The sequence below is a fragment of the Colwellia sp. MT41 genome (assembly GCF_001444365.1).
GTDB classification, from domain to species: Bacteria; Pseudomonadota; Gammaproteobacteria; order Enterobacterales; family Alteromonadaceae; genus Colwellia; species Colwellia marinimaniae.
The window spans coordinates 911,877-927,696 of sequence record NZ_CP013145.1; the positions used below are offsets into that span (position 1 = coordinate 911,877).

Annotated in this window: 13 protein-coding genes; 12 read left to right on the forward strand and 1 reads right to left on the reverse strand. The window is 38.2% G+C overall.

All coding sequences use genetic code 11. From position 1 onward, the window contains the following. Positions 1–58 precede the first annotated feature (58 nt). The 10 genes from CMT41_RS03845 (at position 59) to CMT41_RS19325 (ending at position 9,452) form a co-directional block, all read left to right on the forward strand. Positions 59–1,516: an HDOD domain-containing protein gene (locus tag CMT41_RS03845; RefSeq protein WP_058026414.1), complete on the forward strand. Its 1,458-nt coding sequence runs from the start codon at positions 59–61 to the stop codon at positions 1,514–1,516. Positions 1,517–1,647: 131 nt separating this feature from the next. Continuing rightward, entirely contained in the window at positions 1,648–2,193 is a 546-nt protein-coding gene (locus CMT41_RS03850) for a YcxB family protein (RefSeq protein WP_438819291.1), read from the forward strand. 36 nt (positions 2,194–2,229) lie between these two features. Further along, entirely contained in the window at positions 2,230–3,099 is an 870-nt protein-coding gene (locus tag CMT41_RS03855; RefSeq protein ID WP_057179872.1) for a sulfite exporter TauE/SafE family protein, read from the forward strand. Positions 3,100–3,215: 116 nt separating this feature from the next. Further along, a complete protein-coding gene (locus tag CMT41_RS03860) occupies positions 3,216–4,226 on the forward strand; it encodes an extracellular solute-binding protein (RefSeq protein WP_057179873.1) in 1,011 nt (336 codons plus the stop codon). Then, a complete protein-coding gene (locus CMT41_RS03865; protein WP_082606419.1) occupies positions 4,223–5,851 on the forward strand; it encodes an ABC transporter permease in 1,629 nt (542 codons plus the stop codon). Before CMT41_RS03860 ends, CMT41_RS03865 begins: the two co-directional genes overlap by 4 nt. Then, positions 5,848–6,924, forward strand: a complete 1,077-nt coding sequence (locus tag CMT41_RS03870; protein WP_058026415.1) for an ABC transporter ATP-binding protein — start codon at positions 5,848–5,850, stop codon at positions 6,922–6,924. The genes CMT41_RS03865 and CMT41_RS03870 overlap by 4 nt, the downstream gene beginning before the upstream one ends. A gap of 125 nt (positions 6,925–7,049) precedes the next feature. Continuing rightward, complete coding sequence (locus tag CMT41_RS03875) at positions 7,050–7,820, forward strand: response regulator transcription factor (protein ID WP_058026416.1); 771 nt, start codon at positions 7,050–7,052, stop codon at positions 7,818–7,820. 181 nt (positions 7,821–8,001) lie between these two features. Continuing rightward, positions 8,002–8,730 (forward strand): 1-acylglycerol-3-phosphate O-acyltransferase, encoded by a 729-nt coding sequence (locus CMT41_RS03880; protein WP_057179876.1) that lies wholly within the window; start codon positions 8,002–8,004, stop codon positions 8,728–8,730. A gap of 49 nt (positions 8,731–8,779) precedes the next feature. Further along, complete coding sequence (rraB, locus tag CMT41_RS03885; protein ID WP_057179877.1) at positions 8,780–9,130, forward strand: ribonuclease E inhibitor RraB; 351 nt, start codon at positions 8,780–8,782, stop codon at positions 9,128–9,130. A 166-nt stretch (positions 9,131–9,296) separates the two neighbouring features. Then, positions 9,297–9,452, forward strand: a complete 156-nt coding sequence (locus CMT41_RS19325) for a hypothetical protein (protein ID WP_197410250.1) — start codon at positions 9,297–9,299, stop codon at positions 9,450–9,452. A gap of 223 nt (positions 9,453–9,675) precedes the next feature. Here the strand turns inward: CMT41_RS19325 and CMT41_RS03890 are convergent, their stop codons facing one another. After that, a complete protein-coding gene (locus CMT41_RS03890) occupies positions 9,676–10,698 on the reverse strand; it encodes a LacI family DNA-binding transcriptional regulator (protein WP_058026417.1) in 1,023 nt (340 codons plus the stop codon). A gap of 255 nt (positions 10,699–10,953) precedes the next feature. Between CMT41_RS03890 and pgi the strand changes: the two genes are divergently transcribed. Next, positions 10,954–12,594, forward strand: coding sequence for a glucose-6-phosphate isomerase (gene pgi, locus CMT41_RS03895; RefSeq protein WP_057179879.1), 1,641 nt, complete (start codon positions 10,954–10,956; stop codon positions 12,592–12,594). Between the two features lie 490 nt (positions 12,595–13,084). After that, a complete protein-coding gene (locus CMT41_RS03900) occupies positions 13,085–15,736 on the forward strand; it encodes a TonB-dependent receptor (protein ID WP_058026418.1) in 2,652 nt (883 codons plus the stop codon). The last annotated feature ends 84 nt before the right edge of the window (positions 15,737–15,820 follow it).

A 15,820-nucleotide genomic window follows, 5' to 3' on the forward strand; every position in this document is an offset into this window, starting at 1 on the left:
CGCTTATTGATCGCATAGTTAGTTTATGCATAGTAAAGATAATCGTTGAGAAAATGTTATGAACTATAGAGGTTTACAAACAACGGAACAATGGATTGAGCTTATCGCTAATAGTGAGCTACCGGCTATTACTTCTACCGCGAAGATGTTGGATAAATTTGCCAACGATGATAAATCGTCATTGCCTAAATTAAGTGAAGCTATCTTGCATGATCAAGGGTTATCTTCATGCTTGCTTAAAGTTGCCAATAATATTCAGCACATCAGTATTAATAAAGTCACCACAGTATCTCGGGCTACTGTGGTATTAGGTATTCAAACGGTTAAAAATATCTGTTTAACGGTAAAATTAGTTTCTAGTTTACTGGCCACCAAGACCCTTGATATTAATGTCTATGAAAAATTAACTCAGCTGATGGCTAATTCATTTTACGCGGGTATGTTAGCTAAAATGATGGTGCCTACTTACAGTGATGAAGTGCAAGAAGAAGTATACCTAGCTGCGATGTTATATCGTATTGGCGAAAGCGCTTTTTGGAGTGCTGGCGGTGACGTTGCCAAAAAACTAGCAAATTATCAGGCAAAATCAAGCCAAGATTTTAAGCAATATTGTCAACAAGAAATGGGCACCAGCTTTACTGAATTAAGTAAAGGCCTTGCCAGTACGTGGAACTTGAGTGATTTATTAATCAAGGCCTTGGATCAGCCCACCAATCGTACCGATGAGGTGAAAATTATTTATTTTGCCGATAAATTGAGCGCTATTATTGCCAAGCCAGAAGGTAGTAGCGCAGACTATCAACGCTTACTGGCCGATATAGCTGATATTATGAATATTTCGGTAAGGCAGTTAACGGTGAGAGTTGACCATACCCGTGAGCAAGCCGATAAGTTACTGTCATCTTATGGTGCAGAAATTTTAATTCCGTTAATTAAAAGCTTACCTGCTAGTAAAGATTTCGAAGCCCAGAGCGATATTGCTAGTACTGCGGAGCCTGCTAGTAAAGATAAAGCCTTATTAGCAGGCTTTATCAAGCTAACTAACTTGATGAAGACAAGTAAAGATCTTAATGAATACCTACAGTTAGCGCTAGAGAACATTGCTTTTACCTTTGCTTTTGATCGTAGCTCTTTCTTATTGCTGGTTGATGAGAGAGCTAGTGTTAAGTCTCGCTTGGTGGTTAACAACAATGGCCAAAGCGAAGCCGGTAAAATCAATATTGATCTAAAAAACAGTGATAATGTTATTGCTAGGGTGATCAGTACGGATACCGCTGCGCTGATTAATGATCATCAAGAAGTTCGTTGGCGTGATTTAATTACTCAACAGATCAGTGATTTGATTACTCATGGTGCCATAGCTTTTGTACCCGTAAAAATAGCGGGTAAAGCTATAGGGGTCATCTGTTTGCAATTACTTACGCCAAAGCAAAAGATAGCCACGCAAGACTTTCAACAAGTATGTAGCTTTATTGATCATCTTAATATGTGTTTAACCATGATCAAGTACCGTTAAACTAGTATGAAATAGTATTTTATGCCATAGACACTGCCCGCTATTTCTTTGTAAATATAGAGACAATTAGTTACTCGTTTTAGCAGGTCTTCTGATAAACTAGCGCTAACTTTCTTTGTGAACCGACTTTAATGTCTGTAAATTTAATGACTCAACCTGCAACGATGCAAACAAGCTCCTTTTCTACCAGCTTTACCCTAGATAAAGCGCACTATACTGAATGTTATAGCCAATCTAGTACTTTGACACATAATAAAAAAACCTATTTTAAAGCGAATATTCTAACTGTTTTTGGTTTGATTATTTTGTTATTTACCCCGGTTAACCCTTATGCTGCTTGGTTTGTCATTGTCTTAGGTATTATAGAAACCTTGGGTGTTTATTATCATAAACCTTGGTGGGTGATGAGGCAGATGTTTAGTAAGGCCTCTGGCAGTGAAGTGAAGCTTACTATTGATGAGCAAGGCATACTGACCGAGTCATTTCATATAAATAATCGCATTTTATGGACCGATGTTACTATCGTCACTGAAACTGAGCTAGGTTTTGTTGTTTTTTTTAGTTTGGGTAAAACGGCAATGGGCAAAAATATTGCCAGTAAGAGTTATATTTCTAAAAGTTGCTTATCCGATGAGGCTATTGCCTTTATCAGCCAGAAAAACCCAGTTGTTGCTTAAGTTAAGTCAGCTAAGTTAAGTTAACTCGGGATAGTTATGGCCAAACCAGCATTTATGCGCTTATCAAACCCCAAGTTTATTGGCCTCTTTATCGTCTTATGGGCCAGCTTACTGTTAAGCTCTAACCATGCCATGAACGAGCTGCTGGACTATGTCTTATTTACCTTTTTAGGTACCTTAGGGGCTATTTTTGCTAACTCAACCGGAGCTGGCGGTGGTGTGGTTTTTATTCCCATGTTTGCTAAACTTAACTTTTCTGAACAGCAAGCAATAGCGACCAGCTTTGCCATTCAATGTTTTGGCATGACCGCAGGTGCTGTCACTTGGTGGCATCATTATAAAACAGAAAAAACTGACTTACGTTTATGGCAGGGCTTTAAACGTATCATTTTTGTCACCACCATTGCCGCAATTATTGGCTTAAATGTGGTGTTTTATTGGCAAGTAAGCTCTCCAGCATCTTTGCATACCAGCTTTAGTTGGTTTTCATTAGTACTCGGCTTTTTCATTATCTTAACTATTTATTTACTGCAACCGCACCGCGAGCGTAGTCAGTTATACTATCTAGATTATATTGCTCTTGTGCTCATTGGTTTATTTGGCGGCGCCGTAACGGCTTGGTTAAGTGTTGGTGTGGGTGAGTTATTAGTTATTTATCTGCTATTACGCCACTTTGATATCAGCATGGCGGTAGCCGCAGCGGTTATCGTTTCCGCCATTAGTGTTTGGACGGCAATTGCCCAAGTTCATAACGATGTTTATTGGCAAGTGGTTTTATTTGCTGGCCCTGGTGCCGTATTAGGTGGTATTTTTGCTAAAACGTTAGTGACACATTTATCGGCAATTAAGTTGAAATTGTTTTTTGCTGCTTGGTTATTGATAAGTGCTGCCGTGGGGTTAAGTTAAGTAAGTAAAGAAATAATGATCTGTTACAAATCTTAATGAGAATAATTCTCAAATGCCTTGACAGCCTTTGCTGTCCTTGTACAATTCGCGGATACTATTTTACCGAGACTATTTATATGTTTAAAAAGATGTTGATAACCTTATTTTTTGTATTTTTTTCTATGACAGGTTTTATCGCTAATGCTAGCGAAGAGGTTAATGTTTATTCATACCGTCAGCCTTTTCTTGTTGAACCTTTGTTCGATAAGTTTACTGAAAAAACCGGTATCAAAGTTAATGTGGTCTTCGCCAAAAAAGGCATGGCTGAACGTTTAGCGCGTGAAGGTAAATATAGTCCAGCAGATATCTTACTTACCACAGATATTAGTCGTTTGATTGAATTACGTGATAAAGGCTTAGTGCAAGCGGTTAATTCTTCGATATTAACTAGTGCTATCCCCAAGCAATATCAAGCAGAAGATAATACGTGGTTTGCCTTAACTATTCGTGTTCGTAATATATATTCATCGAAACGTTTAGGTAAAATTGATATAAATTATGAAGACTTAGCGGACGAAAAATATAAAGGTCGTATTTGTACTCGTAGTGGTAAACACCCTTACACTGTCGCTTTAGTTGCTTCGATGATCAGTGAACATGGCGAAGCTTATACTTTAGATTGGTTAAAAAAGTTTAAAAATAACTTAGCGCGTAAACCACAGGGCAGTGACCGTGGTCAAGTACAAGCTATTCATCAAAACCTTTGTGATATATCCTTAGGTAATAGTTACTACTTTGGCAAAATGCTAAAAGATGACAAACAAAAAGTGTGGGCTGAAGGGGTCTATATTAACTTCCCTAATCAAAAAAATCGTGGTGCTCATATAAATATTTCCGGCATTGCTATGGCTAAATATGCACCGAATGCAAAAAATGCCCAAGCCTTAATGGAGTTTTTAGTGTCTAAACCTGCGCAACAGCTATATGCAGAAATGAATATGGAATACCCAGTTCGAACGGATGTGGCTGTTTCTGAACTTGTTGCCTCATGGGGCAGCTATAAAGCTGATAGCTTACCGCTAGAAGAGATAGCAAAAAATCGTAAAGTGGCATTAAAGTTATTAGATCAAGCACAGTTTGATTTGTGATAGCACTGAATAATAGTAAAACATGGAAGTTTTCTAGCTATTTAATTGCCCTGGTACTTATGGTACCAGTGCTGGTTATGCTAGTCGGCGGTATTAGTGCTTCAACGCAATTATTTGCCCATTTATGGCAAACGGTACTGCCAACGTATCTTGAAAATACTTTATTACTCGCCTTTGGGGTGGTGATGTTGGCGTTAATCTTTGGTGTATTCAGTGCCGCACTCATTACCCAAACCAATATCGTTTTTAAAAAGCAGTTACGCTGGTTATTACTGCTACCTTTAGCGATGCCAGCCTATTTAGTAGCTTATCTTTATACCGATTTATTCGATTACGCTGGTCCGGTACAGCGTAGCCTGCGCTCTTGGTTTGGTTGGCAATCGCCCAATGACTATTGGTTTTTTGATATACGTACCTTACCTGGCGCTGCGTTAATGCTAGCCTTGGTACTATTCCCTTATATTTATATGCTGACTCGAGGCGCTTTTGAGCAGCAAGATCAAAACTTAATTCGCGCCAGTCGATTATTGGGCTTAACGGCAAAGCAGAGTTTCTTTAAAGTTGCTTTACCCTTAGCTAGACCTGCTATTGCGGTTGCCGCTAGCCTAGTGTTGATGGAAACCTTAGCTGATTTTGCTACGGTGCAATACTTTGCCGTTAATACCTTAACGACAGCGATATACGATACTTGGCTTGGTTATGGTGATCTTGGCGCGGCCAATGCGCTAGCAAGTGTCTTGATGCTATTAGTGCTGTTTGTGGTATTAGCCGAACAACGCAGTAGAGCAGGATTACGCCATCAAAGCGCTCGACCTAATTTAAGCCGAGAGTTAATACAATTATCTTTTAGCCAGCAAGTTATCGGCAGTATTTTTTGCTGGGCACTGGTTATTTTTGGCTTCTTACTACCTATTAGTTTATTGATCGTTATGGCGGTGCAATACAGTGATGTTGCACAATTATCGGTGTTAATATCTACCGGTATTAATTCATTGAAAATATCAGTCATTGCCGCGACAGTTGCGGTACTTATTGCTTTATCATTAGGTTTATATCAGCGCTTACATAGTGACAAGTTTCGTCATATACCTCATCATATATCAGGGTTTGGCTATGCCGTACCGGGTACAGTACTTGCCATGGCGATGTTGTCGACCTTAGGGCCATTAGATCATTGGCTAAATGATCTAGCAGAGCTCTTGGGTTTTTCCCCACCAGGCTTAATTTTATCCGGTTCAATATTTGCCATTATATTTGCACTAGTAGTACGTTTTTCTGCCATAGCCAATGGCACTATTGTCAGTGCTATTAAACAAATTCCACAATCACTCGATTATGCTCCGGCATCATTAGGGGTTAATTTAACGGGCAGCTTAACTAGGGTACACTTACCTATTTTAACCCCCGCCATACTGGTGGCATGGTTATTAGTTTTTGTTGAGGCGATGAAAGAACTACCCGCGGTATTATTATTGCGGCCTTTTAATTTTGAAACCTTAAGTAGTCAAATTTATCAGCTTATTTCGGATGAAATGCTAGAGCAAGGTGCCTTAGGGGCAATCATGATTGTGTTGTTTGGTTTATTACCGATAGTGCTACTAAATAAGAGCAAGGAAAAAGTATGACGGCGTTGTTAACTATCCAACAACTTTCGATAACATTACAAGACAATGTTGTTTTATCTGAGCTAGATCTTAGCTTAAATAAAGGTGATATTTTAGGACTTGTTGGCGCAAGTGGTTGCGGAAAAACTACCTTGCTCAATGCCATCGCTGGTTTTAATAAGCCAAGTCAGGGCAAAATAGTTATTGATGAACTGTTACTCAGTGATGATAACTGTTGCGTACCAGCGGAAAATCGTCAAGTAGGCATGATCTTCCAAGATTATGCCCTTTTTCCCCACTTAACGGTACACGAGAATATCGCCTTTGGTATTAGTAAATTAAGCAAAGCACAGCAAAATCAACAAATTGATCAGTTACTCACTATTTTAAAGCTAAAAGAATATAGTGATAGTTATATTCATCAACTTTCTGGTGGTCAACAACAACGTGTCGCTATTGCCCGTGCGCTGGCGCCAAAACCTAAATTACTCTTGCTTGATGAGCCATTTTCCAATATAGATGCGCGCCTTAGAAATGAATTAATGGTGGAAATAAGACAGCTATTAAAGCAATTTGATATGACAGCTATCTTTGTTACCCATAATAAAGATGAAGTTTTTACTTTTGCCGATAAAATGGCGGTGATGGCACAAGGTAAGTTACTTCAATTTGATACGCCAAGCGTTATTTGTCAACAACCTAATAGCTATCAAGTTGCTGACTTTCTTCAGCTTGGCAGTTGGTTACCGTGTCATCTTGATGCTACGGGGGCACAGAGTTTACTGGGTCGACTTGCTCTCGATAAAAAGTGCCTTGAGCAGCATAAGTTGGCTTATTTATTGGTAAAACCAGCACAGCTATTACTCAATACGGTAGTCGCAGGGGATCATCTGGCCAATGCACAAGTTGACTACATCAGTGTGACCGAGCAAGGTTACCATTATTACTTAAGTAGCCTAGACAGTGCAGTGACTGACAAGGCATTGTCTTTTAGCAAATTAAGTTTATACAGTGATAGGGTGCTGTCATTAAAGCAACAAGTATCGGTAAGTGTTAAACCTCATGATTTTTTATTTTTTAGCAAAAGTAATTAACCTTCAATATCTTACCAGCGCTGCAAGTTGTTACAGCTCCTTTACAAGCTATTACAGTCTCCTATCGACTTTGATTTTATACTTTAGTTATCAAATCTAAGTCGTTTAATTTTAAGGAGTCTGTCATGCCATCAAGTATAGAGCTTGTTGAAAATACAACACCACTTGAAACTAACCAGAATGAGCAAAGTTCACAACAATTATTGTTGATTGAAAATGAGCAATACCTAAGCGAAGCTTTTGCAATTCATGGTACTAACCTTGGCTATCAAACGATAAAGGTTAGTACTGGTGAGGTAGTTAGCAAAGAATTGCCACGTTATTTAGTTGATAATCAACCCAATATGATTGTCTTAGATGTAGGTTTTGCCGATAGTGTAAAACTGCTGCTAATTCGTGATATTCGTGCGCTATTTGACGGTCTGTTAGTGGTGGTTTCCAGTAAAAATAGTGAACAAGAACAAATTGATGCTTTTACTTTAGGTGCTGATGATTACTTAGTTAAACCGATGAATAATCGTATTTTAATGTTGCGCATAGCGGCGTTATTTAGTCGGCAAAATAATAAAAGCAACCAGGTTGCCTTAGCTAGTTTAACTGTGGGAGATGTCTGTTTACAGCCAAAATCTCAAAAATGCTTTATCAACGGTGCACTGGTGAAATTAACTACCTTTGAATTCAAGTTATTGAAAGTACTACTTGAACATCAAGGTAAAATTTTATCGCGAGATCAGCTCTATAACACCTTGCTTAGGCGGGTATACAACGGGGTTGAGCGTACGCTTGATGTCAGGATGTCGCAATTGCGTGAAAAATTGACTTTGGCTGGTATGAAGAAGAATCAAATCGAAACGGTTTGGGGGCAAGGTTATATGTTTAATAATCTATCCTCTTAGTTGTATTTTTTTCAGCGGCTAAATGGTGTGCAATAGTAGGGGTGTTACCACCCTTATTATTTGACTATTATTAGCTCAAGAACCATTTTTAGCTTAAATAGCTAATAGCTTTACCCTATTATTTGATTTTTCTGTATACTCGCCCATAGTCTTTTCCTAGCTACCAATATGGGAGCTTTTTTTGCTAGCTGTAATCCGTTTTATTTTAATAATTTTAGCCTTGATGTTTATTTGCATCATCTCTATTTTTTACTGTTTAATTCGTCCATTTCATCGTGATAATGTCTATCATACGGCACGTTTTTTAGGGAAAATCCCTAAACTAATGGGTGTTGAAGTGGAAGTTAGAATCCCTGAATCAGTTAAAAATATTGGCCCTGTGGTTTGGCTGGCAAATCATCAAAATAGTTATGATCTTTTTACTCATGCCAATGCGGTGTTACCTGGTACTGTCAGTGTTGGTAAAAAAAGTCTCAAGTGGATTCCTTTTTTCGGACAAATGTATTGGTTAACCGGTAATATTTTAATTGACCGTAATAATACAAATAAAGCTATGAATACCATAGAGTTAACAGCAAATAAAATAAAAAATGATAAACTTTCGATATGGATGTTTCCCGAGGGAACCCGCAGTCGTGGTCGAGGTTTATTACCGCTTAAAACGGGCGCTTTTCGTACGGCCATGCGGGCTGGTGTCCCTATTGTACCTGTTTGTGCCAGTAACCAACATGGCACTATTCAGTTAAACCGCTGGGATAATGGTAAAATCATTATTGAGTTCCTTGAACCGCTGTATATTGAAAATACTGGTCGTGAAAATTTACGAAAAACGGTGCATCAGGTCCATGAATTAATGAAAAATAAAATTGAACAATTATCTGCTGAAGCCGCGGCTTATCATAATAAATAACGCGGGTATTAATGGGGAATTTTACGAGTCAATATAAATAGGTATTAAAATGATAGATGAAGAATTACAGCACTGGCTTAAACATACCGAAGTACTTGTTGGTGAGCTACTTGCAGATGGTACTAACGACGAGGTTTACCACACCATAGAGCACCATTTTGCCAGTAGCGATTTTGATTTGCTAGAGAAGACAGCCATTGCGGCATTTAAGCTCGGCTTGGAAATTGAAGACCCGGAAGAAGCCGAATTAGAAAATGGTGATAAGGTCTTTGCTTTTGATATAGTTACTGAGCAGATGCTGGATGTTGATTTAATTAAAACAGAAACTAAAGTTATGTTTGAGTTGGCAAAAAAATGTAAAGTCGACTACGATGGTTGGGGCACGTATTTTGAAGAATAACTTTTTATTTTTTGTAATGTACTAATAAACTTGAACATATATGCTAAATATCATAAGGTGGATTGATTACTCGCTAGTATAATATCTCAGCAATGTCACTGGCGCTAATATAGAGCCAGTTGCTCGCTAACTTATCAGTATATAAAGACACTAAGGAAAGTAAACCATGGAATGGCTTAGTAAATCTCTGTCACAAGAACCTCTGGTATTAGTTCTCTCAATTACTGTTGTTGTCGGTATCTTTATTTTTGCCGCAAGAAGAGCACACTTAAATCATTTAGCTAAAATGAAAAAGATAGATGATTCATTTAACATCAAATAAAGCGTGTGCACGTTTCTCTGACTAACACTTTTCAAGCAATTAAATCAATAACATTCACTAGGTGAGCATTGCTACGGGCGACAATCAGCCTAATCTGTATTTTCAATTTAAGCATAGCCAGCAGAGTTAACAGCATAAAGATCTTTTATTTGCTGAATTCCCTACCTTAAAACTAACTTATCGGCTAAAACACGTCGAATAAAGCCTAAAACAAGTCAGCTATTTAACACCTAGCGGTAGAATCTCTGACGATAATTTTTGGTACATATTGACTTATAGTGATCGGATTTTTTTGCTTACGAATTTGACTAATAAGTAACTTTGCCGCATCTTCGGCAATTTGTTTATTTGGCTGATCAGCGGTAGTTAATTTAGGCCAAGTTTGGCGGGAAAAGGGACTGTTTTCAAAACCAACAATAGATAATTGTTCTGGAATAGAGATATTCATTAATCTTGCGGCAAATAATGCCCCCGCGGCAATTTCATCGTTACACGAAAATATGGCAGTAGGGCGGGTATTAGCCGTTTGCTTAGACATTAATTCTTTCGCACCATTGACACCAGAATCAAACGAGTAATCACCTTCAATAACAAGGGTTTTATTAAACTCAATATTGCTGGCTTTTAGTGCTCGCCGATAGCCTTTATAGCGTTCTATAGTCGACATATGTTCCGCGTCACCGGCTAGAAAGGCAATATCTTTATGGCCTAAATCAATAAGGTGTTGGGTCATCGTTTGCGCAGCATCTCTATCATTGACCATAACACAAGGGCTAAGATCATCAGGGGCAACATCACCAGAGAGGATACGGACAACTTTAACATCAAGCTCTACTAGCGATTTTACAAAGTCAGGCATTTCAGATAAAGGCGGTGTTAAAATTAAGCCAGCAATACGCGCATGCTTGACCATGTTTACTACCTCTTTGCTAACATCTTTATCTTTTGCATCACAAGGGTGAATTAATAACTCAAAACCATGTTGTTTGCAGGCTGATAAGATGCCCTTCTGCATATCAATAATGTAATAGGCATTGGGATTATCATATATATAGGCAATTGAGTAGGATTTTGCTCCTGCTAAATTACGAGCAGATAAGTTTGGTTGATAGCTAAGTTCATCAACAGCCAACTGTACTTTCTCTCGTGTCAATTGGCGTACTGAAGTTTCATTATTAATAACACGAGAAACCGTTTTTATTGATACGCCGGCACGTTTTGCTACGTCATTTATTGTCGCTTTCATTTGCAGGTAACCTTGCTGTTATTATTATAAATTGACTGGTTCTACCAGATGCTTTGTTATTATTACATGGCTGTTCGGTGGTAATCTACCTGCTTTTACAGTATTCTGTAGAGTATTAACAATTGACAGCGCTGTCATTTTTTTATAGGGTATCATGAAATTTTTGCAAGTCATAATGATTAAATCGAGTAAACACTCAGTTGAAACTTGTGGCAAAGTCGATAATCGTGTCTAAATCATCTTATAGGAACTTGTATGTCATCTCGTCAAGCATTAGCTAGCTGGAAAAAGCTTCAGCAACTTGCCAAAGATAAAAAATCTCAGCACATGAATACCTTGTTTGCACAAGACAGTGAACGTTTTAATAAGTTCTCTATTGAATTACCCAACATGCTGCTCGACTACTCTAAAAACCTTATTGATAGTGAAACCATGACTGCATTACTTGCTTTAGCCGAAGAGACAAAAGTTTGTGATTGGCGCGCGAAGATGTTTGCTGGTGAGAAAATCAATCAAACTGAAGATCGCGCGGTACTTCATACCGCGTTACGCCGTCCACATGATAAACCTCTTATTGTTGATGGTGAAAATGTCACCGATCAGGTGCAAAAACAGCTCGGCGAGATGGAGGTTTTTGTTAATAAGGTCCGTCAAGGTCGATGGTTAGGTTACTCTGGTAAGCGTATTACCGATATTGTAAATATAGGTGTTGGTGGTTCAAATCTTGGCCCTCAAATGGTTACCGAAGCATTAAAACAGTATAGTGATGGTAGTGTTAATGTTCACTATGTTTCTAATGTCGATGGTGCGCAAATTGTTGAAGTACTACGTCCACTAGAGCCTGAAAAAGTACTTTTTATTGTTTCAAGTAAAACCTTTACCACCAAAGAAACCATGACCAATGCTCGTACTGCTATTAATTGGTTAACCAGCGCGTCTTTTGACGAAAACTCGGTTGCTAAACACTTTGTCGCCGTAACAGCAAATAAAGAAAATGCCATGAGTTTTGGTATTGAAGAGAAAAATATTTTTGATATGTGGGACTGGGTTGGTGGTCGCTTCTCATTATGGTCGGCTATTGGTCTTGCCATCGCTCTTGATTTAGGCTTTGATAAATTTAAAGAGTTACTCAGCGGTGCCTATGATATGGATCAGCACTTTATCAACGCGCCATTAAAAGATAATTTCCCTGCTATTTTAGCCTTGATCAGCGTTTGGAATACCACATTCCTTGGCTCACAGTCACAAGCTATTCTACCCTACGATCAAACATTGCATATGCTGACCGCTTATTTACAACAAGCTGAAATGGAAAGTAATGGTAAGTCGGTGACTTGGGATGGTGATGAAGTAGACTATGCCACTGTGCCCTCTATTTGGGGAGAGCTTGGCATTAATGGCCAGCATGCTTTTTATCAGTATCTACATCAAAGTAATAATGTCGTGCCCGCTGACTTTATTGGCTCGGTAAAAAGTGTAACGCCGGTAAAAGGACATCATGAAACGCTGATGTCAAACTTCTTTGCCCAAACCCAAGCGTTAATGACGGGTGTTAATGAAGAGCAAGTCCGTGCTGATCTTAAAGCTAAAGGTCGTACTCAAGATTACATCGATAAAGTAGCACCACATAAAGTCCATAAGGGTAATAGACCGACCAATACCATTTTATTAAAATGTATCAATCCTAGAAACCTTGGTAGCTTAATTGCCGCTTATGAACATAAGATTTTTGTACAAGGTATCATCTTGCAAATATGTTCATTTGATCAATGGGGGGTCGAGCTTGGTAAGGGGCTAGCGGCAGAAATTCAAGACGAATTAGAAACTAACAATATCTCTGAGCAACATGATTGTTCAACGGCAAGCTTACTGAAGTTTTATCAGTCAGCAAAATAGCGCCAGCAAGTAAAACTAAACCTTTAAAGCGTTACTAAAAGCAAAGCACACTATTAAAAGCTAATGTCTACCTAGGGTGGCATTAGCTTTTTTTTATCCACAAATCAATTAAGTCAGTAAAATATCTGTTTGCCTTATCCTCTAGCACCAGCTGATTTTTTATTCTATAAAGTAGAATAAAAAATCATTTTGTGCCCTTTTACGTGTTTTTTTTATACAGAAAGTGATGATCTTAGATAGTTCAGTAATTAATAACAAAATAATATATTAAAAAAAACCTATTAATTCATACTCTTTGTGAATTTATGTAGTCATTATGTAACTATTGGTTAAATTATTCTGGTCAAACGTAAAAATAAACGGTATGGTTTCTTAGCTCTTATGACAGCGTTGTCATTAAATATTGACAGCGCTGTCGTAAAACAAAAAATATTATAAATAAAATAAAATAAAAACATTTTAAAAACAAAACATGTGTAAGGGAAAGTCGATGTCAATTAAAACATTTAAAAAAGGCGTGTTAGCAAGTTCAATTGCTATGATCCTAGCGGGTGTATCATCACAAGCTATAGCAGCCGAAGAAACAGCTTCAAAAATAAATAAAGATGAAGTAGAAGTCATTCAAGTAACCGGTATCCGTGGTTCTAACAGAGCTAGCGTAAATGCCAAACGTTTTTCAAATGCTATTGTTGATTCAATTAGCGCTGAAGATATTGGCCAATTCCCAGATTCAGATGTTGGTCAAGCATTAGGTCGTATCCCTGGTGTTACTGTCAGTCGTTCATTCGGTCAAGGTTCATCAGTTTCTATTCGTGGTACTGACCCTTTAATGACGTTAACAACATTAAACGGCCAAAACGTAGCATCAACGGGTTGGTATGATCAATTAAATATTGACCGTTCTTTTAACTACTCAATGCTTCCGTCTGAACTTATTGGAGGTATTGAAGTTTATAAATCTAGCCAAGCCAACCTTGTTGAAGGTGGTATTGGTGGTACTGTTATTGTTAAAACACTTAAGCCTTTCGATTTAGAAGCGAACAAAGCTTTTATATCAGTTAAAGGTGAATACGGTTCAATTAACGAAACTGTTAGCCCTGAATTATCTGGTTTATACAGCTGGAAAAATGATGATGAAACATTCGGTGTTTTAGTTTCTGCTTCTTATGTTGATCGCGAATATTTACGTCGTGGTACTGAGTCTGATTTAGATTGGGGTGGCCGTTCGTCTATTCAACCTTCAGGATTCTTACAAAACCAAGAGCGCACAGCCTTAGATGCAACTCTTCAATACCGCCCAACAGATAATTTAGAGTTTGGTGCTCACATTTTATCTTTAAAACTTGGCGCTGATAGTCTTGGTGCTAACATGTACATTCAAACTGATACCGATTGGGGCGACGGTGCTAGTAACTGTCAGCAGTTCAATAATGCTGGTGTTTGTACATTAAGTGATACTTCTGAAGCGAATGCATCTCGTGTATTCTTCCAAAACTGGGCACGTACAGGCGAAATGACCTCTAATACCTTTGAAATTAATGGTTCATATGAAGGTGATGGTTTCGCTATTTCTGCAGTAGCTGGTAACACTAGTGCTGAAGGTGGCACTCAAATGACTGCTAACTTTGGTTATGGCTGGTGGGGCGATAACTTTGGTCAAGTCAAATGGGCTGGTCAAGTTGACGCTACGGGTAAACAAATCGATATCAACGGTCGTGATATGAGTTTTACTCAAGATCAACTTGATACCACTGTTGGCACATCTCAATGGACTGGTACTCAAGGTCCTAACTCTGATGAAGAGAATTATGTACAATTAGATGTTGATTTTGATTTAGACTTAGGTGTAATTACTAAGTTTGAAACAGGCATTCGTTATACTCAACATGAATTTGAAAAATCTGAATACCGTGCAATTTACGGTGATGGCGAGAACTCTTTCAATACTTCAGACCTATACAGTGGCACAATGGAAATAGGTGAAGCGGGTTACACTGTACCTAAAGGAAATTTAGATGCAATGATTAACGCTACAATCAGCTTAGTTGATCAATTTGCCTATAGCCGTTCTGCATATGGTTTAATTGAAGAAGATAACTTCTCGTTATACGGAATGTTCACTTTTGAAGGTGATAATTACCGCGGTAACTTCGGTGTTCGTTATATTAGCACTGATGTAACTTCTAATGGCCATGTTGTAGATAACTCTCCTGCTGATGCTCTGGCTGTAAACGAAGGTTGGAGTGAAGAAATACATAGTGTTAAAGATAGCTATGATGATTTCTTACCTAGCTTTAACTTAGCGTATGACTTATCTGAGGATGTGATTTTACGTTTCTCAGCATCGCAAGCAATAACTCGTCCAAACTATGATAATTTATTCTTATCAAGTCTTTCTGGTTATCCAGATGATCGTCAAGGCAATGAAGAAATTACTTATGGTAATCCTGGTTTAAAGCCTATGAAGTCAACTCAGGCTGATTTAGGTATTGAATATTACTATGGTGACGGTAACTTAGTTTCTGCGACGTTATTTACTAAAGATATAGAAAATTTTATCGTAGCAACTACAGAGTATAATCAACAAATTGGTGTCATTAACAATGACCTTGACCCTGCTGCGGATGATTGGACAGTAAATAATTACAAAAATGCTGGTGGTGGTAAAATTCATGGTATAGAACTACAAATAAACCACGCTTGGGACAATGGTTTTGGTATTAATGCTAACTACACCTATGCTGATGGTAGTGCTCCTGCTGAAGTTTATACTGATGGAATTGGTCAGTTTACAGAATCTTCAGAGCATACTGCCAACTTAGTTGGTTACTGGGAAAATGATGATTTCTCAGCACGCGCTGCTTATAACTGGCGTTCAGAGTACATGGTTCGTGAATATGGTAAATACTACGGTAACCGTATGCATGATGATTTTGGTACTTTAGACCTAACATTCGGTTGGAATGCAACAGAGAGTCTTACTTTAAGACTTGAAGTTGTTAATGTACTTGCTGAAGACGATATTCAATACGGTGCCGCTGCTGTTGGTACAGCAGTTAAACCTGCTTTACAAGACGGTTACCCAACTTGGTCTTTCAACGGTGAAACAACTTACAAGCTAGGTGCTAGCTATAAGTTCTAATCACTGAGTATAATGATGAAAACCCAGTCTCGACTGGGTTTTTTTTTATGTACAAAAAATGGCTTTTATGTAATTTTAATTTAT

Bases quoted from the DNA above. Each gene is read 5' to 3' on its own strand.
- CMT41_RS03890 (WP_058026417.1), bottom strand. From the start codon at position 10,698: ATGAAAGCGACAATAAATGACGTAGCAAAACGTGCCGGCGTATCAATA.
- CMT41_RS03855 (WP_057179872.1), top strand. From the start codon at position 2,230: ATGGCCAAACCAGCATTTATGCGCTTATCAAACCCCAAGTTTATTGGC.
- CMT41_RS19325 (WP_197410250.1), top strand. From the start codon at position 9,297: ATGGAATGGCTTAGTAAATCTCTGTCACAAGAACCTCTGGTATTAGTT.
- CMT41_RS03850 (WP_438819291.1), top strand. From the start codon at position 1,648: ATGTCTGTAAATTTAATGACTCAACCTGCAACGATGCAAACAAGCTCC.
- CMT41_RS03845 (WP_058026414.1), top strand. From the start codon at position 59: ATGAACTATAGAGGTTTACAAACAACGGAACAATGGATTGAGCTTATC.
- rraB (WP_057179877.1), top strand. From the start codon at position 8,780: ATGATAGATGAAGAATTACAGCACTGGCTTAAACATACCGAAGTACTT.
- CMT41_RS03900 (WP_058026418.1), top strand. From the start codon at position 13,085: ATGTCAATTAAAACATTTAAAAAAGGCGTGTTAGCAAGTTCAATTGCT.
- pgi (WP_057179879.1), top strand. From the start codon at position 10,954: ATGTCATCTCGTCAAGCATTAGCTAGCTGGAAAAAGCTTCAGCAACTT.
- CMT41_RS03870 (WP_058026415.1), top strand. From the start codon at position 5,848: ATGACGGCGTTGTTAACTATCCAACAACTTTCGATAACATTACAAGAC.
- CMT41_RS03860 (WP_057179873.1), top strand. From the start codon at position 3,216: ATGTTTAAAAAGATGTTGATAACCTTATTTTTTGTATTTTTTTCTATG.
- CMT41_RS03875 (WP_058026416.1), top strand. From the start codon at position 7,050: ATGCCATCAAGTATAGAGCTTGTTGAAAATACAACACCACTTGAAACT.